The sequence below is a fragment of the uncultured Holdemanella sp. genome, from assembly GCF_958348295.1.
GTDB lineage: Bacteria > Bacillota_I > Bacilli_A > Erysipelotrichales > Erysipelotrichaceae > Holdemanella.
In genome coordinates this window covers 1-19649 of sequence record NZ_CATVYQ010000002.1, presented here as the reverse complement: position 1 = coordinate 19649, position 19649 = coordinate 1, and the positions used below count along the sequence as shown (strand labels likewise).

Here is a 19649-nt window from a genome sequence, read left to right as displayed (position 1 = left end):
TACCTCTTCTTATAAAACTGATCGATATGGAACGTTAGGTTCCTCTTCGAAGCAATCCTCAAACCCTCTACGATAGTGATATTGACGTTTTGCTTTATCTGTTGGATATACATATTTACCACCTACATCCCAAATAAATGGATGGAATTTGTAATCTAACACATCTTTCTTATAATTATATAACAATTCAATTTCTTTTGGGTCTGCTTTAAAGTTAGTCCAAACATCATAGTGAATAGGAATAACTACATCTGTTCTTAAAGCCTCAGCCATACGTAAGATATCTACACTTGTCATTTTATCTTGCATTCCAACTGGGTTTTCTCCATATGATCCAAACGCAACATCAATATCGTAATCTTTACCATGTTTTGCATAATAAATTGAATAATGAGAATCTCCTGAATGATAAATATTTCCTCCTGGTGTTTTTACTAAGTAATTCACAGCCTTATCATCCATATCTGTTGGACATTTGCCACGAAGATCTTCACGATCCGGCCCCTGTGAATCCGTTGTTGTGATACAAGTACGATCAAATGAATCTAGCACAACAATTTCAATATCTTTAATTTTAAATGTATCTCCAGGTTTTACTGTAATGCAACGATCTGCAGGTACGCCCCATTTTTGCCACAATTCAACAGATTTTTTAGGACCAATGAATGGTACTGGAATTTCATTTCCATTTTCATCCACTGTAGTCATTCCTGATTTTAGTACGTGACTAGCATATTCAGCTGACATGTGATCTTGATGATAGTGTGTTGCTAATACTGCATCTACTTGCTTAATTGCGAATGGATCGATTACAAATGGTACGGCTCTTAAATTTGGCTGCATATTTCTACATCCGCACATATTAGCCATTTGATGGCCAACTTTCATTTTTCCATCACCATGAGTACGTTTACCATTACCTGCCCATAAGTCAATTGTAATGTTTGCACCACCAGGTGTTTTAAACCAAATACCAGTACATCCTAGCCACCACATTGCTACAGTGCCAGGTTTTACTTCTTCATTTTCAATTTCTTCATTCAACCAAGTACCCCATTCTGGGAAAGTTGACATGATCCAAGAATCTCTTGTAATTTCATCTACTTTTGACATTTTGTTTTCCTCTTTCTGTTTTTTTACCATGGTTTTTTGACGTTCAAATCATAAAACATTAAAAGATTAAAAACAATCACATTATATGTTTGTTTTAACTTTTTTATGATTGTTTAATTCTTTATATCCATTTTTACGTTCTTTTAATCCCGTTATATGATTGACTTATATGTTCTTTTTAGATAAAATAAACTTAAAGAAAGAAGGTACAACATGAAAACATTAGAAAAGATGTCTTTTTCACAAAATGCTCAACAAATTATATCTTATACATTCTATATTTTATTTGCAGGCTACAGTATTTATAAGATCATTCAAGCTGAATTTATATCTACTAAAATACTATTTATCATTCTATTAATCATTATCTTGGGCATTGCACTTTATTCTGAATATTTAAAGCATTTATATAGAAAGGCAATCAAAACAATTGCCTATGATTTAAATCCTGAAAAAGCAAATAAACAATTTAATGAACTATTAAAAAAAGACGTATTTCACGCCTATAAAAATGATAAAAAAATATTCGATACTTTATATTATATAGATCAAATGGAATATAAGAAGTGCTTGGAACATATTGAAGAAAACTCAAAGTTTTTCCACAGTTCAATTGATCAGTTATTGATTTATCATTACACAAAGTTCTATTGTTCATTTATGTTGAATGATTTAGATTGTGCAAAGCAAGAATATAATAAATTAGAAAGAATGCGTAACACAAAAGTAAAAGGTGCAAAGGTTTCACCATTATTTAACTGGGAATTTATGGATGCCGTATACTTAGTATCAAGAAAGGATTATAAACAAAGTTTGAATGTATTTAAATCCGTTAACACAGAAAATATGAATCCTAGAGAAAAAGCACAATACTATTATCAATTCGGATTATTATGTAATAAAATAAAAGAAAAGCATCTTTGTGAAAATTATAAAAATAAAATAATAACATTAAAAGGGTTAAGTAACACATGTAAAAAGGGAGAGGTTTTATGAAAATGACAAAAGAAGTCGTAGATAAGCGACGAAAAAAAATCATGCAAAAAATACAGGTCAAAGGTACTGTAAACGTGGAAGAACTGGCTTCAGAATTGAATGTAACACCATTAACAATTCGTAGAGATTTACAATATTGGGAAGACATGGGAGCTGTTGAACGTTTCTATGGTGGTGCTAAACTTGTTCAAAATTTTGTTGAACATGACATAGATCCAAATGAAGCTTATAAACATGCGATTGCCAAGTTTGCTGCAACATTTGTAGATGATGGAGATACAATTTTCATCAATACAAGCTCAACTGCACTATTAATCATAAAATATATCATAGGAAAAAGAGTCACAATCATCACAAATAACGGAAAAGCTATTTTCTGTGATCATGACCCAAATGTACAAATTGTAATGACTGGCGGCGAGCTTCGTTTCCCTAAAGAAACAATGACCGGTGATTTTGCCTTAAACAATCTTCAAAGAGTCAAAGCCAACAAGGCATTCTTAGGATGCAACGGATTTGACAGCGAAGTCGGCATGAGTACGGCAATACTTCCGGAAGTAATCATCAATGAAGCTATGATTTCTAGGTGCAGTGGGGCTGCCTTTATTTTAGCAGATGCGACAAAAATTAATTATGTGCATCAATTTGTAGTCGCAAAGCCAGACTCATTCGCATATCTAATCACAGATACTCGAGTGCCTGCTGAACAAATAGAAGAATTTGAAGAAAAGGGTATTCTTGTCAAACAATTAGATCCACTACTTAATTATAAGAAATGAGAAATCATTTCTTTTTTTAGTCCAACAACTCTAACCTATACTCCATCAAACATTCATTGGTTTCATATACACTCTTATGATTTTCGATACAATAAATCAATAATGCATCTCTTTTTACCTTTGGATACAACATACCATTATTCGATAATGACAATAAGTTATTTGTCATACGCAAATCCAAGCCTAATCCTAAACTTAATTGAATCACCTTATCTTTATTAGGAACCTTTGATCCATCAAAGATTTGATACCCATAATTCCTTTGAATCGTTGTCTTCGATAATACTTGTGCCTTAGTTACATGTTTAATTTCTAATATGTGATTTAAATATTGTGAAAAAGTTAAATCATCTAGACTTTCCATTAAAGTATTTAAACCATCACTCTTTGTTTCTTGAATTGTTTTTAATAATTGATTTGTCTCTGCCATAATACTTATAATATACACAAGAAAGAGCAATTTATGAAGACTTTACAAATAATTAAACAAGATCAAGATAAAACAATTTCATTAGTAGAACATGAAACATCACATGCAAAATATATCCAGAAAGAATTGAATTATTATGATAAAACACTTTATCAAACACTTCAAAAGATAAAGAATCCTTACTTACCTAAAATTTTTGTGATACAAGAAAATGACAACCATCTAATACTAATTGAGGAATATATAGAAGGTAAAACGTTGGATCAACAATCCTTTTCAAAAGAACAAGTTAAAGACATCATGCATCAATTATGCGAGTGTTTAGATTCATTACATAAGTTAAACCCACCCATTATCCATCGTGATATCAAACCAGAAAATATTATTTACCATGATAATAAGGTTACACTCCTTGATTTTGGCATTGCTCGTTTTCTAGATTCCAAGAAAAGTAAAGATACCCTTATTTTAGGCAGTGTTGGCTATGCAGCACCTGAACAATTTGGTTTTCAACAATCCAATCCACAAACTGACATTTATGCCTTGGGCAAATTAATGAACTACTTATTAAATGGTTCATTAGAACATCAAGACAATATTCCCTTTGATTTAAAACAAATCATTTTAAAGGCAACACAATTAGATTATAAGAACCGCTATAATTCTGTGAAAGAGATGGATTTAGCCATTCAACAAAAACTAGTTGTTATTCCTCCCCTTAATAATGACACATTCAAATCTAAGATGATCAGTTTAGCTTGGATCGTATTTACGCTTATGATTGTGGTAGATATGGAGCCAGGTGAAACCATCAATAATAGCTTTATCAATAAACTAAGTTGTTTTTTGTTTATATATTTTGGTTTATTCCTTTACTATAATAAAAATCTATTCCATAAACACATGTCTAAAGTACCGTGGCCAATCCTTTATTCCATTATTTTCTTTATATTCGTATGTTTAGACGTATGGTTTTTTATGTGGATTGATTCCCTAATTTAAATGTATGCTCATGGCATACCAAAATCCTTTCTTTATTTCCTATACTTAAAAAAAGGAATAAGGAGTATATATGAAAAAGGGTTTAAAAGTATTTTTAGGGGCTGCCATTGTCCTATCGGCTGTCGCATGCTCAACTTCAAATGATGAAGTAAAAAAAGAAACAAAAGAAAAGGTCGTAGAAACAAAGGAAGATACAAGTGTTCCAAAAGAGTATCGTAATGCACTGCATAAAGCTGAAAATTACAGTAAAATGATGCACATGTCCAAACAAAGAATCTATGATCAATTGACTTCGGAATATGGAGAAAAGTTTGATGCAGAAGCTGCACAATATGCGATTGATAATCTAAATGCGGATTATAATGAAAATGCATTAAAATGCGGAGAAAACTACAAAAAGACGATGCATATGTCAAAAGCTCGAATCTATGATCAATTAACTTCTGAAAGCGGAGAAAAATTTACTGCCGAGCAAGCACAATATGCGATTGACAATATTAAGGGAGACTATTTAGAAGCAGCTTTAAAGTCCGCAAAGAACTATCAAGAAACTATGAACATGTCAAAAGATGCCATCTATGATCAATTAACTTCGGAATATGGAGAAAAATTCACAGCTGAAGAAGCACAATATGCCATTGATAATTTAGATAACTAATCTTATACTAAAGGCATGAAACTCGCTATATTATTTCCTGGAATTGGATATCACACTGATAAACCATTACTATATTATTCAAAGAAGATATTAAAGAATATGGATTATGAAATCAAAGAAATTCATTTTAAAAACCTAGACTTTGATTTAAATAAATCTAAAGATGAAGCGTATAGACAAGCCAAAAATCAAATTGAAAAAATGGATTTAGGCACATTTGATTCCATTCTATTCATATCTAAAAGTATTGGAACCTATTGCGCAGCTAAGCTTGCCCATGAATATAAGTTAACTGCCAATATCTATTTCACACCATTAGATTTTACTTTGGAATATCTCCAACAAAAAGATTTAGTGTATTCTGGAACCAAAGACCAATGGGCTACCTTCGATAAGATTGAGCGTTATTGTATTTATCATCTTATTGAATTTCATAGTATTGTTGATGGAAATCATTCCTTAGAAACAGGAAATATTCAAACAGATATTAAGAATCTGAAACAAATCATGTATCGTGTAGAAACATTTATCCACAGCTTATAAGGCTGTGGATATTTTGAATTGATCTTTTAAACGCTCAAAATAATCGATTTGAAATTGAATACGGTCTAGCCATAATGCTTGTACCGTCTTTGTAGCACATGTATAAGAAGTATATTCATTCAATGTTTGTAGCATCAAATCCACATACTGAATCTGTACTTCTATTGGTTGTTTACTAAACTGTACAGCTTCTAATGTTTCATATAATCGATACGCACCTACACGATCAATATTATCCGCCTCTTGTACACTCAGTGTAAACGCATTATATTCCCCATCAAAATCAGCTTTTAAATCCACATGAATCGCAATCGCAAAACACATATCCTGAATTCTCTCTTTCGGATAATCAATCAATTTCAGAAATTCACGAACCACTTTACTAGATACCCTTCCATGATTTTACCACTCATCCTATGTTTTGAACTGTGTGCAATAACTCACATCATACAAAAGACACGCAATCATTAAATCTTCTATATTTTTTCCAATATTTGTGACACGATACGTATCCTTTATTTTCAATTTCAAATAGTATTGAGTCTTAACGCGTACTCCATATATTCATCGACCTATTTCTTTCAGAAATTTTCTGAAAAAGAGTTCTGTTCATGGTATGATATATGAAAGGAGTTTTTTATTATGAAGCTAAATGTCGATTTACAAAATCATTCATATCCAATATTTATTGAAAGAAACGCAATTCAAAAAGTACATGAATATATTCCAGTCACAAAAAAGATTGCGATTATCACAGATACAGGTGTTCCAGAAAAATGGGTCAACATCGTCAAAGAACAATGTCCAGATTCATTTGTATGTACGATACCACAAGGAGAACCATCCAAATGTTTTGATCAATATAAACATCTTTTAGAAGAAATGATTCAACACAACATGTCTCGAAAAGATGCCATTATCGCAGTAGGTGGAGGCGTTGTTGGAGATCTTGCAGGCTTTGTCGCTGCAAGCTACATGCGCGGCATTGATTTCTACAACATTCCAACAACCGTATTAAGCCAGGTTGATTCAAGTGTAGGTGGTAAAGTTGCCATTGATATGGGTTCCTATAAAAATATTGTAGGTGCTTTCTGGCAACCAAAAACCGTTATTATTGATCCAAACGTATTATCGACTCTTTCCATTCGCCAACAACACAACGGTCTTTGTGAAGCACTTAAAATGGGACTGATTCTAGATGATCACTTAGTCTCTTTATTTGAACAAGACACATTAGATATCGATGCGATTATTACGCGTTCCATTGAATTAAAGCGTGACGTTGTTCAACAAGATGAAAGAGAAAGTAATCTTAGAAAGATTCTAAACTTTGGACATACCATTGGACACGCCATTGAATCGGCATATGGATTAAATACATATCTTCATGGAGAATGTGTGGCAATGGGTATGTTATTCTTTATTGAAGATGAAGCACTAAAACAACGCGTATTAAACATCTATAAAAAACTAGATTTGCCTCAAGTACCAGACTATGATACTGCCACATTATTAGAATATGTAACACATGATAAGAAAAGCAGTCATAACACAGTCTCTACAATTCTAGTGAAACAATCTGGTTCTTATATCATCAAAGAACTTTCTTTTGAAGACATACAAAACGTATTAGAAAGAGGACCTTATGAAAAATAATTTCGGTACAAATATATCTTGGACATTATTTGGTGAAAGTCACGGTCCAGCCATTGGTATCACATTAGATGGTCTTCCTGCAGGCTTTCAGGTCGATATGGAACAAATCAAAGCCGATATGGATAAGCGTAAGGCAACAGGTAAAATTTCAACCCAAAGACATGAAGCGGATGAAGTGCATATTATTTCAGGAATGTATAACGAATATACAACAGGAACTGCACTTACAATTATCATTGAGAATCAAAACACTAAATCAAAAGACTATTCTGCCTTCCATGGAAGATTGCGTCCTGGACATGCTGATTTTACTGCCTTTGAAAAATACAATGGATATCAAGACTATCGTGGTGGCGGACACTTTTCCGGAAGACTTACCGCATGCATTGTAGCTGCTGGAAGTATATGTCGACAAATTCTAAAATCACAGGGCATAGTAATTGGATCACACATTGAAAGTTTATATACCCTTTCAGATATTCCTTTCTCTAAAGACTACACTGTTCTAGAAAAACAAATTCAAGAAGTCAATGATAAAAATTTTGCGGTTTTAGATAATCAAGTCAAAGATCAAATGATTCAAAAAATCGAAAAAACAGCTGCTGAAGGTGATTCATTAGGTGGTGTTTTAGAAACCGCTATTATAGGCCTTCCTGCAGGACTAGGAGAACCTTTCTTTGATTCTGTAGAAAGTATTTTATCCCACTTAATTTTCTCTGTACCAGCCGTCAAAGGTGTTTCCTTTGGCGAAGGATTTGGCTTTGCGAAATTAAAAGGCTCACAAGCCAATGATGCCTTCCGTTTTAATGATAAAATTGAAACAAAAACCAATAATAATGCCGGAATCAATGGTGGCATCACAAATGGTATGCCAATTTTGATCCATACTTGCATTAAGCCAACGCCATCGATTTTTAAAACACAAGAATCTGTGGATTATCTTTCAAAAGAAAACGTGGATCTTAAAATTCAAGGAAGACACGACCCATGCATCTTGCACCGAGCAAGAATTGTAGTGGATAGTGTAGTTGCGTTTGGTTTATTAGATTTATATATGTCTAGGCTTGCCATTAAGCCACTTCAGGGGGATTTTGAATGAAAGTAAAAGTAACACCAAGTAAAGTACATGGAAATGTAAAAATACCTGCATCCAAATCTATGGCGCATAGAGCTTTAATTTGCGCCTCATTAAGTGATGGTACAAGTATTGTTTCTAATGTCACAAACTCAAAGGATATTGAAGCAACTGTTGGCTGTATGAAAGCTTTGGGTGCTAAAATTAAACAAATCGATGAAACTACATATGAAGTAACAGGTACAAATCTTTTTAAACAAGAAGGAAACATTACGTGCAATGCGAATGAATCCGGTTCTACTTTACGTTTCTTGATTCCACTTGCTGCATGTACAAATGCCAAAGTTAAATTTTTAGGTCAAGGAAGATTGCTTCAAAGACCTATGGATGTATATGAAAATGAATTTAAAGAACAAAACATTGAATTTAATCAATCCAATCAAGAAATCATTGTGAGTGGAAATCTAAAAGCAAAAGACTATGTTGTACAAGGAGATATTTCCAGCCAATTTATTACAGGATTCATGTTTGTCCTTCCATTATTAAATCAAGATAGTACACTAACAATTACTGAGCCTTATGAATCGAAGAGCTATGTAAATTTAACGATTCAAATGTTAGCGAAATTTGGTATTGAAATTATAGAAACAAGTTCAAATTCCTATTTAATCAAAGGAAACCAGCACTATAAAGCACAAGACGTTTCGGTAGAAGGAGACTTTTCTCAACTAGCCTTCTTTGCGGTATTAGGCACTTTAAACAATACTCTTTCATGCTCCAACATGGACATGTCTAGTATTCAAGGTGATAAGGCCATTCTAGATTGTATTCCTAGTTATACAAGTAACAAGGATACAATCACATTCGCAAAAAAACAACCTGCACCACAAACTATCGACTTATCTAATTGTCCGGATTTAGGACCAATCTTATGTGTCTTAGCCAGTTTCACAAATGGTGAAACAAATATTGTGAATGCAGCTCGTTTACGCATGAAAGAAAGTGATCGTATTGAGGCAATGGAAACCGAGCTTAAAAAATGGGGTGTAGACATTACATCCACATTTGATTCGATTCAAATTCATGGTAAAGAACACTACCAATCAAATAAGACAATTGAAATCTTTGGACATAATGACCACCGTATCGTTATGGCAATGACTGTATTTGGATTATGTGCAGATTCTGAATGTATTATTGATGATGCTCAAGCCATCACAAAGAGTTATCCTACTTTCTTTGAAGACATTCAAAGCTTAGGTGGAAAGGTTGAGATTCTATGAGAAACATTGCGATTATCGGACTTGGATTAATGGGAGCAAGTTTTGCGAAGAAACTAACACACTTAAACTACAACGTGTATGGTATTGATGTTTCTAAACAAACGATTGATAAAGCCAAAGAATTAAAAATCATCGTGGATGGTAGCACAAATCCTTTAGATGTCATTTCAAAGTGTGATACATTTATCTTCTGTTTATATCCAACTAAAATTCTTCCTTGGATTGAAGTCTATCAGAATGATATTCCTAAAAATTCATTATTAATGGATATTAGTGGTGTAAAGACAAATATTGTCAAACCCATCCAAGATGTATTACGAGAAGATCTTGAATTATTAAGCATTCACCCCATGTGTGGTAGAGAATCTCGTGGTATTGAATTTAGTGATGAAACTATTTTTAAAGGTTCAAACTTTATTCTTGTTCCTACTCAGAAGAATAAAGCCGAAACAATTGAAGCCGTAAAAGAATTAGCTCATAAAATGGAATTTGGTAGAATTTGTACACTATCCATTGAAGAGCATGATAAAATGATTGGCTTTTTATCTCAATTAACCCATGTCATTGCGGTATCTTTAATGAATACCCATGACAATGCACATCTTGTAGAATATACGGGAGATAGCTTTCGGGATTTAACTCGTATTGCGAAAATCAATGAAGATTTATGGACCGAATTATTTATCATGAATAAAGATATCTTATTAGATGAAATCAACCAGTTTATCGATTCGATCTCTCACTTTAGAGATTCTTTAGAACAAGAAGATACACAAGAAATGAAACGCCTATTCATTCAATCCACAAAGCGTAGAGATAAGTTTAATAAAACCGATGCGAAGAAGAGATAATGCTCTTCTTTTTTTACACTTTTTTTGGCATAATAAAAAGTGGAGGTTTTACAAATGAAAACGAATACAATAAAAAGTTTTTTAACTATTACACTCGCCATGTTCATCATCAGTGTCGCCATATATTTCTTCTTGATTCCTAGTGAAGTCATCACTGGAAGTGTTACTGGTTTAGCTATGGTTTTAGCTAAAATCACAAGTCTATCTATTTCTACACTTACCTTTGTGATCAACGCCTTATTGTTGATTCTAGGTATTGTTCTAATTGGTAAGGAATTTGGGACAAAAACAATTTATGCCTCTTTATTATTACCTTTATTTCTAGCTGTATTTGAAAGAATCTATCCAAACAATATTTCTTTAACTCAAAATGCTGTTTTTGACATGGCTACATATATATTAATTTTAGCTTTTGGACAAACCATACTATTTCGTGTAAACGCATCAAGTGGTGGAACGGATATTATCGCGAAAATTGTAAATAAATATACACATATGGATCTTGGTAAAGCTTGTACATTAGTTGGGCTACTCATTTGTACAACAAGTCTAATTGTATATGATATTGGTGCTTTAGTGGTTGGTGCATTGGCAACCCTAGCCAATGGTCAGGCTGTAGATTATTTTATTGATGGTTTTAATAAGAAAAAGAAGATTTGTATCTTATCCAAAGAATATGAAGTGATTCAAGATTATATTATGAACACATTAAGGCGTGGTGTTACTTTATATTCGGCAAAAGGTGGTTATGATAAAACAGAACATACAGAACTTGTCACAATCATGGCTACAAATGAATATAAAAAATTACTATATTATCTTCAAGAAAGTGATATTGAAGCATTCGTTACTGTATCTACAGTCAATGAAGTCATCGGTACTTGGAATAATAAGAAAAGAGTCGAAAAGCTTAGATAAATTTAAAGACATCCCAAAGCAGGATGTCTTTTTTATTTCTCGGTAAATACCCAATTTTTTTGAATATTGTAGACGACAAAAAATAAAATTGTATCAATGATAGCTTTTACAATAACAGTAGGAATTGGAATAACACTTAGTAAGGATACCAAAATACCACTGGCAGCCATCTGACATACAAACACAATGGAATAGCGAACCATTTCTCTTCCTGGATTTAATTTACTATGAAAACTAATATAACGATTTAATATATATCCCACACTACCACTAATAGCTCTCGCGCATATAGTTGCCACAAAAATTGAAATCGTACCGAGTTTAGAAAACAAACTTTCAAATATTATAAAGAAAACTAAATCAAATACAGTCGCAACATTTGATGTAAATAGATATTTCCAGAATTTTAAATACATTCCTAGTAAATCTACAACCGGACGAAAATGACTTGTTTCATTCCTATTATGTGTTTCTGAACAAATAGGTACAACTACAATCGGTGTTTTTTGTATGGCTGCATCTAGAAAATTCAATTCATAATCATACGACTTTCCTTCTGTACATAGTGCTAGTTTTTTTAATGAAGCTGGAAAACCACGAAGTCCACTTCTAGGATCTGGACATTCCTTTCCATGATTGGTAATACGGAAAAATAATTTCTGGCAAGAATTCAACCAAAATCTTACTTTCTTACCTTTTTTCTTTCGTATGTACGTACTCCGAGCACAAAACAATCTGGATTTTCTAATAATTCTTTTGCGACCTTTTCAATATCTTCCGGCGAGTATTGACCATCACAATCGGCCGTTATATAGAAATCAGATTCTCCTATTTTTTCATCCGCCAATCGTAATGCACTTCTTAAAGCTACCCCTTTTCCCATTTTTTTAGAATGATGAATCACTTTAACGCCCATTATTTCTACTTCTTGAAAGTATTTCTGTCGATCATCACTACTTCCATCATCCGTAACAGCAATTTTATGAAAACCACGTTCATGTAATCCATGAATCATTTGAATCAAGCGCTCATCTGGCTGTAATGCTGGAATCAGGATAATACAATTATCATATGCTCCCATCTTCTTCTCCCTAAACAAAATATGTATACTATACCTTTATCATATATGGCTTTTGAATCGAAAGATATATACAATGAAAGAAAAATATTCAATTCGGTTGAATATACAAAAAAGACCATGGAATAAAGAATATATAAAACTAGATAGGGATAAATCAACCTTTAAAAGTCATAGGGATTTTAGCTCTGAGAAAGAGATAACCAAAACCATTATTATTTTTTTCATAACCTGCTCCCTACTTTTTCAATTGTAGTTAATCAATCTCTTGTTCGAACATAATACAAAGATAGTAGTACCACTTCTACAATTCCATATGGAAACAGCCATAAATATGCAAATTCCGGATGTAATTCATCAATAGGTGTTTCTGAATTTTGGATTACAATTGCACCAGACTTTATATCTTCTACTTTTTTCTTATCATGATAGATATGCAAAGGACAAATAATAGCAAGCACAATTATGCATATCAATAATACTCTTCCTGGTTTTTTATTCATAATAATTTTCATTAAACACCTTTCTATTTAATACAAAAAGCAAAACATTGTATATTAGCAACACTATCGTTCCAATTGAATATGGAAAACTACTTGTTCCAGTAATAATCATTGTTGGATCTCTATAAGTAAGTGGATTAATTATATTTATCATATTTAAAGAACCTAGCGGTGATAAAAAGTATAGTCCTGCTATAACAAATAAACTAATAAATAATCCTATATACGCATTTTTAATAAGATAGGAAACCATAAAAGTAAACTGATAATAAACACCAATCAACAGTATAAGCATTACTACTGTCAAAATAATGACAATTCCTAATGTCGTATAATCCAAATAAGGATTTCGTGCCATTTCTGTACTGTAATATGTTAAACCTACATTATACATAGCATTTTTCGAAATACAGCGTTGTGTTCCATTTACAAAATCTTTAATTCTTGAAAAACTAAAACCTGTAATTCCATCCATATTAGCTAAAATTGGATATTTAAAATTTTGAAATCCTGACTTTATGCCTAGAATGATTGAAAATATTAATATAGGAACGAATACAACACCAAAAATCAAAATGAGATCTGAAGTAAATTTGTATATATAAAATTTATTTTTCAATCCAGGTATAACCATTAAAGATTTATCCAAACCATCGTCATGATAATTTTTTCGTACATTAAAAAATAACAATACAATTAGAATGGGAATGCCCAAAAACAATACATTTCGACTTAGTTGTATTAAAATTGTAGCACTGTCTACGCTTGAATAGCAAAGAGGGCTCAATTCATTTCGGTATAATCTCTCAAAATAACGTGCTCCCTGCTGATATGTTGGAATCATTTCATAGCCAGCCGTTCCTACAGGTTGAAACCATGTACACTCTTTGGGATTTGGTGGTACTCGTGTTAATTTATATTTTTTTTGAATCTGTTTTAACTCTTTCTCATGATTTGTATAATCAAAAGTTGACTGTGATTTTATCGGTACGCTCGTACGCATATCCACATTGTAACAATAGACTTCCATACCCGTTATATACATTTTCTTCCACTGTTTATTCTCTTTGTAGTATTCAAAAAACTTCCCTTTATTATTTACAGATTCAATCTGTTTTTCGATATATTTTCTTTTCGAATCAGGTAAATTAAAACGAGTTAAAGCACTAACTTCCATTGACCCTTGAGATAATGAAAATACGTCTTCTATCTGTGCCTTATTGTTTAATACAACCAACATGACAAGTTCGCATATAAGCAAAAGCCCAATTAATATTTTAACCTGTGATTTTTTTAAGTTACGTTTTATTTCAAATTTCATAAATTTAAACATATCAATCACCCGTTACAATCAAATCTCTCTTTTTTAACAATAAAACGCTTAAAATCACACAAACTATTAAAACAACAATATTCATTATACAAATGGTAAAAATTTTATTCTGTTGAAGCATACTAAACATATCAACATTTAAAAATCCAATGAAATAATTAATTTTATGTAAGTTCTGACTAAAAAGATTAACCATTAAATAAAGCGTTATAGTAATCACCAAAGATGTCGTAGTTGATTTAAACAAGCAAGAAATTAATGTATAGATACCTATCAGAAATAAACTCATAGCTATTGTTATAAAAATAATATACATTAGTATCTTACTTTCCATATATATATGATTTCCCACTGAAAATGAATATTGCGTATTTCCCATACCAAAAATCATTGTATTTATGCCAAATAATAGAACTATCAAACAAATAAATCCAATTAACAAAAAAATAGAAAATACCACTTTAGTAAGAATAATTTTTAAAGTATCGTATTTTGAAGTAAACAATATTTTATACACACCTTGATCGAATTCTTTAAATATATCAAAAATCAAAAGGAAGTATAAAATTAATAAAACTGCACCTAAATAATGATTCGATAAATTCACAGCCAAATTAGATGTTGTACAAACATAAGGCGAATGCTTAATTGGAATATGATTCTTTTTTAAATACCTATATTCTTTCTGTGTCTTTTTTAGATAATCTAAAGAATACGTTGTATACGAAATAATCGTATACTTTTTTATTTTTCCTTCAATTAACAAATCATTCCACTGCATTAAATCATCTAAAGAAACTGCAGAAGTAGAATAATCACGGTATAAATCATTTGCACAGGAATACAGCCTTTTAAAATATTCAATCGCATTTCCATAATATTGTTTGTCTTTTTCTTTTTTAGCCAAAAACTGATAATTTGCCATATTCGTAATATCATACATAGCATTTTGTCTTGCCATGGAAAACTGTTCAGTTTTTGCTTCTATGTATACATGATTTTGGTATCCGTTAAAAGAAACATACCCTATAAAAGAACAAAGAATCAATAAGAATACAAGCCAATTCTTTTTTGTGCGAATGAATTTATGCCATTCATACTTTAACAAATAAACCATATCTATTCTCCATAAATTCTTGTATACATATTCTCTAAATCATCGCTTGTATTAGTGATATCCAGCAGCTGAACGTCTTCTCTTTCTAACTTGCGTAAATATACGGATAGCTCATTTTGGTTTTGAATAGAAAATTCATATAGAAAATCTGATAGTTTCCTAAACCGGTGGTCTGTTATTATTTTATTCACCCTAATTTGATATGTGATTGTCTGCTCTTGTTTTTCTACCTCTTTAATTTTACCATTTTCAATATAAATAATTCGATCAGCAATCTTTTCAATTTCATTTAATTGATGGCTAGAAATCAATAAAGACATTCCTTGTTCATCCACCATTTTACGAAGCTCTTTTCGCAATTCAAATACACCCGATGGATCCAATCCATTCATAGGCTCATCTAACATTAGGAACTGTGGAGAAGATAGCAATGCAATAGAAAGTGCTAATCTTTGTTTCATACCTAAAGAATAGCTAGATACAGGCTTCTTTAAATAATCTGCTATTCGTGTATAATCTGCCATTTGTTGTAGTTTATCTTTCGATACATTTTTTAAGCTGGCAAATATCTCAAGATTTTCATAACCAGTCATATTAAAGAAAAGTCCTGGACTTTCAATCAAACTAGCCTGATGCGACAAAGCCTTCTCTCTTTGACTTTGTATATTATGACCACATATAGTAACATTTCCAGAATCCATATGAATTAACCCGCATAAACATTTCATTAATGTACTTTTACCTGCACCATTAGGACCAATAAAACCTACAATTTCATTTTCTCGAATAGAGAACGAAATATCATCTAACACTAAATGATTGCCATATGACTTACACAAATTTAAAACATCTAAAACATTTTGTTTTATCATTATAAATAGCCCTCCTTTTTTTTAGTTAGAAGTTAGAACAATTGAAAATGTTACAAAATTAAATGTAAACCAAAACATTTCTTTTATCATTTTCTATACAACAATATTTTTTTCATAAGCTCATCTTATCTTTCTGTCGAACACTCACATAATTTATAAATAGTAAAGCAAAAATAAAAACGACACATATACAAATCGAATTCAACCAATTTTGCATACCACAACCCGATAAAACACTCAAACTTGGGGTTATACTAAACGGATTTATAAAAGATATCAAATCCATTCTTTGACTGATGACATATAAAATAATACAAATTATTCCAGATAAATAATTAAATCCTGTTTTCGTGAAGGTATATACACAAAACATAGCCATTTGAATATAAAGTTCTAATTTTAGAAGAATTAATGGTAAAGATATTATTAAAGCTTTCCATAATGGAATAAAAGATAAATCAGGTATAAATCCTTGTTCTGTCGCATAATATTCAGACATATTATTTATGACATAATTGTCTGTATGATACATCCTTCTAAAAGAGAAGAAATGTTTAGTGTCAGCCAACAGCCATGTATCCCATCCTGCAAAGCCATTACTAATTCCTAGCAAAAGAAAAGGAATACCAATTGATGCAATCATAAGAAGTAAAAAAGCTATAAATAATTTTACTTGTATGTGTACGAAAAAGTGCACATCATTTAATTGTTCGAGCTCAAAAACACCTGTCTTTTTTTCGTACATTAAAACAATAACACAATAAATCAAACATAGAGGCATAAACAAATACGCAAATGAACTGTCTATTCTTAACTGGTGTGCTAAAAAATACCATGGACCTTTTCCTACATATTGTTCCGTATTTGTTTCTAATTGATGTAGCTGTTCTTGAACAGATAATTCAACGGTTCTATAATCTTCTTTTTTATTTTGAGATATTTGGCTACCAATCATAAAAATCCGATTCTGATCAAATGAAATATCTGCTTCTTCAAAGCCTAATTTATGAACTTGGCGCATAAATTTTTCATCACCATTCTTTTTTAAAGCATCCAAATGATACAGCTTATCCCATAATGTAATTTCATTATATCTTTTTATTAATCCTTTATTTTTAAAAACTTCTTTTCCATATTTGTTAAACAAATTCCATCCAGCTTTGGCATTATCAATAGCCCAGCTTAAATAATCCTGATAACTATTCCAATACACCTTTTCCTCTGCACCCATATGTTTTACGGCCATGTATTGTAGATTGATATCTGATAAAGCTCTTTGGTATTGTTGAATCTGTGTTTCAAAAATATTCATATTCTGTTCCACATCATACTCATGTCCCATATAATTTGGTACTTGCACCATGTTCAATACCAATAAAATGAAAAAGATAACAGCACTCACTTTGTTCTTTAATACACTTTTTATTTCTAAACCCATAAACTTAACCCAAATCCAATCTTTCTAAATAGAGACATGAAATGAACTGTATGCATATTGCGCCTATAAAGAATAAAGATGTATAGGTCCATAAAGTTTCAATATGCAAATATGTATACATAAAAACAAATAATAATCCCGTCAACATTAGACTCATTCCTTTATTTTTCGTCAACAAAGATAAACATTGTATACATGAAGCACTAAACAAAACCCATCCAAGTACAGAAAAAATATGATGAGATAAGTAAGTAATCACCGGTGTTGTTCCAATCAATAACTCTATGCCACTTCCACAATATATATATCCAATCAAATACAATACAACGAAAAATAGTATACTAAAAAAAACAGTGATAAAAATATGTAACAACGTGCGAAGTATATATACATATTTACGACTTTTCCCTATTGTAAATAAATATCGAAATGTATTGTTTTCTAAATCTTTAGACCATATATCCACATTCCACACTAGAATCAAAATCATGAATAAATAAAAGAAAAGATTGTTTCCTTTTAAAAATTGCACCATCAAATAACAACCCGTCGGTTTATTTTGATATACAAAGTCATAATATTCATTTTCAATATATGTTTTTTCCATTTGAATTCGTTTTTTTAAGTCTTGTTTATTATTTTGAAGAATCGATTTAAAATTGGATAAATCCATACCTGAATCAATATATTTTAAAATATTTTGATCCCTATCATACATATCTTTTGCAATAATTTTTGCATCCTCGTCATTTTTCCAATCACTTAATAACTTTTGACAATAAATACTATCCTCTCTAAAGAACTCATTCAGTTTTTCTTTTGGAAGAATATTGATTCTTTGGTTTTCTTCATTTAACGTTTCATAATAATACATGATTTGATTGGATGCATATTGTTCATATTCAGTATTGTATTTAAAAAAATACACGGATAAAACGCTAATTAAAACAAGGATCAATGCTAAAATATTTCTTTTTGAAAAAAGAAATCTTAATTCATTTTTTAATAACATACGCTCAACCCTTATATAGTTCCTTATAATATGTTTCCAAATCCTGATACACTTCAGCTAAGGAATAAACCAAAACATCATTTTGAATCAGTATTTGCAAGGATTTAGAAAATTCTTCTTTGGAATCACATTGCATATAAAGAACATGCTCTTTAATAAAAGAATTTTTTAAAAGAAGCAATACATTTTTCGGATTAGAAACTTCTAATTGATAAATCGAATGATTTTGACGAAGTTCGTCCATATTCTTCTCTTTGATCAATTTTCCACTTTTAATAAATAAAGCTCGATCAGCTAATTTATCGAGTTCACTTAGCTGATGAGAAGATAATAAAATACTTGTTCCTTCATTTCGTATAGTTAAAAGCTTATTTCTTAAATCAAATATAGCTTGTGGATCTAAACCATTCGTAGGCTCATCAATAATAAGCAATTTAGGTTTAGCCATCATAGCCAAAGCCAATACTAATCTTTGTTTCATTCCCATCGAATAATGTTCTGTGGCTCGATATAAGCCATCCTTTAAATCACTGAATTGCTCCATTTCCTCAATTCTTTTAGAATCTAAATGCTTCCAATTTGCCATGATTTTAAAATGTTCATGTCCAGATAACTCTGGATATAAAGATGGATATTCAATACTTACACCTATATTTTTTAACGCATTGGATGAATCACTCTTTAAATCATGTCCACAGATAGTAATTTTCCCTTCACTCATATGATATAGTCCTGTAATACATTTCATGATTGTACTTTTTCCAGCACCATTCGGTCCAATCAATCCTACAATTTCATTTTCAAAAATTGAAAAACTAATATTATCTAAAATCTTATGATTTTTAATCTGCTTTGAAACACCTTCAACTTTAAGTATTTCCATATATATTCCCCCATATTCCTTCCCTATATAATAAGGGATAACAAAATGTTATCTCTTAAATACTTATAGCTTAAATCCATAATTCGGTTTACACTTTATTTATCCCATG

General features: G+C 31.2%; 22 protein-coding genes. 10 read left to right on the top strand and 12 right to left on the bottom strand.

Annotated features, from left to right (window positions below; genetic code table 11):
- Positions 1–9 precede the first annotated feature (9 nt).
- On the bottom strand, positions 10–1113 hold the full coding sequence (gene ulaG, locus Q3907_RS00560; protein WP_117925471.1) for an L-ascorbate 6-phosphate lactonase: 1104 nt from the start codon (positions 1111–1113) through the stop codon (positions 10–12).
- A 213-nt stretch (positions 1114–1326) separates the two neighbouring features.
- Between ulaG and Q3907_RS00555 the strand changes: the two genes are divergently transcribed.
- Both Q3907_RS00555 and Q3907_RS00550 read left to right on the top strand, forming a co-directional pair.
- Positions 1327–2109, top strand: a complete 783-nt coding sequence (locus Q3907_RS00555) for a hypothetical protein (RefSeq protein WP_186999130.1) — start codon at positions 1327–1329, stop codon at positions 2107–2109.
- Positions 2106–2888, top strand: coding sequence for a DeoR/GlpR family DNA-binding transcription regulator (locus Q3907_RS00550; protein ID WP_295646433.1), 783 nt, complete (start codon positions 2106–2108; stop codon positions 2886–2888). The genes Q3907_RS00555 and Q3907_RS00550 overlap by 4 nt, the downstream gene beginning before the upstream one ends.
- Before the next feature lie 16 nt (positions 2889–2904).
- Here the strand turns inward: Q3907_RS00550 and Q3907_RS00545 are convergent, their stop codons facing one another.
- Positions 2905–3318, bottom strand: a complete 414-nt coding sequence (locus Q3907_RS00545) for a hypothetical protein (RefSeq protein WP_186999132.1) — start codon at positions 3316–3318, stop codon at positions 2905–2907.
- 33 nt (positions 3319–3351) lie between these two features.
- Here Q3907_RS00545 and Q3907_RS00540 point away from each other — a divergent pair, with 33 nt between their 5' ends.
- The 3 genes from Q3907_RS00540 (at position 3352) to Q3907_RS00530 (ending at position 5521) form a co-directional block, all read left to right on the top strand.
- The gene (locus Q3907_RS00540; protein ID WP_301896715.1) at positions 3352–4320 is read left to right on the top strand and encodes a serine/threonine-protein kinase; all 969 of its coding nucleotides are present in this window, start codon (positions 3352–3354) and stop codon (positions 4318–4320) included.
- Between the two features lie 70 nt (positions 4321–4390).
- Positions 4391–4978 carry an Ltp family lipoprotein gene (locus tag Q3907_RS00535; protein ID WP_301896713.1) on the top strand — a complete coding sequence of 196 codons (588 nt, stop codon included), beginning with the start codon at positions 4391–4393 and terminating at the stop codon, positions 4976–4978.
- Between the two features lie 15 nt (positions 4979–4993).
- Positions 4994–5521, top strand: coding sequence for a hypothetical protein (locus Q3907_RS00530; protein ID WP_295646422.1), 528 nt, complete (start codon positions 4994–4996; stop codon positions 5519–5521).
- Here the strand turns inward: Q3907_RS00530 and Q3907_RS00525 are convergent.
- Complete coding sequence (locus Q3907_RS00525; RefSeq protein ID WP_295646419.1) at positions 5516–5899, bottom strand: hypothetical protein; 384 nt, start codon at positions 5897–5899, stop codon at positions 5516–5518. The genes Q3907_RS00530 and Q3907_RS00525 overlap by 6 nt on opposite strands.
- A 264-nt stretch (positions 5900–6163) precedes the next feature.
- Between Q3907_RS00525 and aroB the strand changes: the two genes are divergently transcribed.
- Genes aroB through Q3907_RS00500 form a run of 5 tightly spaced genes read left to right on the top strand, consistent with a single transcriptional unit; the run spans position 6164 to position 11304 of the window.
- A complete protein-coding gene (gene aroB / locus Q3907_RS00520; protein ID WP_301896711.1) occupies positions 6164–7177 on the top strand; it encodes a 3-dehydroquinate synthase in 1014 nt (337 codons plus the stop codon).
- A complete protein-coding gene (gene aroC / locus Q3907_RS00515) occupies positions 7167–8276 on the top strand; it encodes a chorismate synthase (RefSeq protein ID WP_301896710.1) in 1110 nt (369 codons plus the stop codon). Before aroB ends, aroC begins: the two co-directional genes overlap by 11 nt.
- Positions 8273–9535: a 3-phosphoshikimate 1-carboxyvinyltransferase gene (gene aroA, locus Q3907_RS00510; RefSeq protein WP_301896708.1), complete on the top strand. Its 1263-nt coding sequence runs from the start codon at positions 8273–8275 to the stop codon at positions 9533–9535. Before aroC ends, aroA begins: the two co-directional genes overlap by 4 nt.
- Complete coding sequence (locus tag Q3907_RS00505; RefSeq protein WP_301896707.1) at positions 9532–10386, top strand: prephenate dehydrogenase; 855 nt, start codon at positions 9532–9534, stop codon at positions 10384–10386. The genes aroA and Q3907_RS00505 overlap by 4 nt, the downstream gene beginning before the upstream one ends.
- A gap of 54 nt (positions 10387–10440) precedes the next feature.
- The gene (locus tag Q3907_RS00500) at positions 10441–11304 is read left to right on the top strand and encodes a YitT family protein (protein WP_295646404.1); all 864 of its coding nucleotides are present in this window, start codon (positions 10441–10443) and stop codon (positions 11302–11304) included.
- A 32-nt stretch (positions 11305–11336) separates the two neighbouring features.
- Here Q3907_RS00500 and Q3907_RS00495 read toward each other — a convergent pair whose 3' ends face one another.
- From Q3907_RS00495 to Q3907_RS00455, 9 genes are all read right to left on the bottom strand, one after another.
- On the bottom strand, positions 11337–11978 hold the full coding sequence (locus tag Q3907_RS00495) for a GtrA family protein (RefSeq protein ID WP_301896705.1): 642 nt from the start codon (positions 11976–11978) through the stop codon (positions 11337–11339).
- Between the two features lie 8 nt (positions 11979–11986).
- A complete protein-coding gene (locus tag Q3907_RS00490) occupies positions 11987–12385 on the bottom strand; it encodes a glycosyltransferase (RefSeq protein ID WP_301896704.1) in 399 nt (132 codons plus the stop codon).
- A 257-nt stretch (positions 12386–12642) separates the two neighbouring features.
- A complete protein-coding gene (locus Q3907_RS00485) occupies positions 12643–12885 on the bottom strand; it encodes a hypothetical protein (protein WP_117992595.1) in 243 nt (80 codons plus the stop codon).
- Positions 12878–14218, bottom strand: coding sequence for a hypothetical protein (locus Q3907_RS00480; RefSeq protein WP_301896701.1), 1341 nt, complete (start codon positions 14216–14218; stop codon positions 12878–12880). Before Q3907_RS00480 ends, Q3907_RS00485 begins: the two co-directional genes overlap by 8 nt.
- 1 nt (position 14219) lies before the next feature.
- A complete protein-coding gene (locus Q3907_RS00475; RefSeq protein WP_301896699.1) occupies positions 14220–15335 on the bottom strand; it encodes an ABC transporter permease subunit in 1116 nt (371 codons plus the stop codon).
- Positions 15336–15337: 2 nt separating this feature from the next.
- Complete coding sequence (locus Q3907_RS00470; RefSeq protein WP_301896697.1) at positions 15338–16207, bottom strand: ABC transporter ATP-binding protein; 870 nt, start codon at positions 16205–16207, stop codon at positions 15338–15340.
- 112 nt (positions 16208–16319) lie between these two features.
- Positions 16320–17645 carry a hypothetical protein gene (locus Q3907_RS00465; protein WP_301896695.1) on the bottom strand — a complete coding sequence of 442 codons (1326 nt, stop codon included), beginning with the start codon at positions 17643–17645 and terminating at the stop codon, positions 16320–16322.
- A 4-nt stretch (positions 17646–17649) separates the two neighbouring features.
- On the bottom strand, positions 17650–18657 hold the full coding sequence (locus tag Q3907_RS00460; RefSeq protein ID WP_301896694.1) for a hypothetical protein: 1008 nt from the start codon (positions 18655–18657) through the stop codon (positions 17650–17652).
- Positions 18658–18661: 4 nt separating this feature from the next.
- A complete protein-coding gene (locus tag Q3907_RS00455) occupies positions 18662–19540 on the bottom strand; it encodes an ABC transporter ATP-binding protein (protein ID WP_301896692.1) in 879 nt (292 codons plus the stop codon).
- Between the last annotated feature and the right edge of the window lie 109 nt (positions 19541–19649).

Bases quoted from the DNA above. Each gene is read 5' to 3' on its own strand.
- Q3907_RS00550 (WP_295646433.1), top strand. From the start codon at position 2,106: ATGAAAATGACAAAAGAAGTCGTAGATAAGCGACGAAAAAAAATCATG.
- Q3907_RS00535 (WP_301896713.1), top strand. From the start codon at position 4,391: ATGAAAAAGGGTTTAAAAGTATTTTTAGGGGCTGCCATTGTCCTATCG.
- Q3907_RS00555 (WP_186999130.1), top strand. From the start codon at position 1,327: ATGAAAACATTAGAAAAGATGTCTTTTTCACAAAATGCTCAACAAATT.
- Q3907_RS00540 (WP_301896715.1), top strand. From the start codon at position 3,352: ATGAAGACTTTACAAATAATTAAACAAGATCAAGATAAAACAATTTCA.
- ulaG (WP_117925471.1), bottom strand. From the start codon at position 1,113: ATGTCAAAAGTAGATGAAATTACAAGAGATTCTTGGATCATGTCAACT.
- Q3907_RS00480 (WP_301896701.1), bottom strand. From the start codon at position 14,218: ATGTTTAAATTTATGAAATTTGAAATAAAACGTAACTTAAAAAAATCA.
- Q3907_RS00500 (WP_295646404.1), top strand. From the start codon at position 10,441: ATGAAAACGAATACAATAAAAAGTTTTTTAACTATTACACTCGCCATG.
- Q3907_RS00470 (WP_301896697.1), bottom strand. From the start codon at position 16,207: ATGATAAAACAAAATGTTTTAGATGTTTTAAATTTGTGTAAGTCATAT.
- Q3907_RS00485 (WP_117992595.1), bottom strand. From the start codon at position 12,885: ATGAATAAAAAACCAGGAAGAGTATTATTGATATGCATAATTGTGCTT.
- aroB (WP_301896711.1), top strand. From the start codon at position 6,164: ATGAAGCTAAATGTCGATTTACAAAATCATTCATATCCAATATTTATT.
- aroA (WP_301896708.1), top strand. From the start codon at position 8,273: ATGAAAGTAAAAGTAACACCAAGTAAAGTACATGGAAATGTAAAAATA.
- Q3907_RS00460 (WP_301896694.1), bottom strand. From the start codon at position 18,657: ATGTTATTAAAAAATGAATTAAGATTTCTTTTTTCAAAAAGAAATATT.
- Q3907_RS00490 (WP_301896704.1), bottom strand. From the start codon at position 12,385: ATGGGAGCATATGATAATTGTATTATCCTGATTCCAGCATTACAGCCA.
- Q3907_RS00505 (WP_301896707.1), top strand. From the start codon at position 9,532: ATGAGAAACATTGCGATTATCGGACTTGGATTAATGGGAGCAAGTTTT.
- Q3907_RS00465 (WP_301896695.1), bottom strand. From the start codon at position 17,645: ATGGGTTTAGAAATAAAAAGTGTATTAAAGAACAAAGTGAGTGCTGTT.
- Q3907_RS00545 (WP_186999132.1), bottom strand. From the start codon at position 3,318: ATGGCAGAGACAAATCAATTATTAAAAACAATTCAAGAAACAAAGAGT.
- Q3907_RS00455 (WP_301896692.1), bottom strand. From the start codon at position 19,540: ATGGAAATACTTAAAGTTGAAGGTGTTTCAAAGCAGATTAAAAATCAT.
- aroC (WP_301896710.1), top strand. From the start codon at position 7,167: ATGAAAAATAATTTCGGTACAAATATATCTTGGACATTATTTGGTGAA.
- Q3907_RS00530 (WP_295646422.1), top strand. From the start codon at position 4,994: ATGAAACTCGCTATATTATTTCCTGGAATTGGATATCACACTGATAAA.
- Q3907_RS00475 (WP_301896699.1), bottom strand. From the start codon at position 15,335: ATGGTTTATTTGTTAAAGTATGAATGGCATAAATTCATTCGCACAAAA.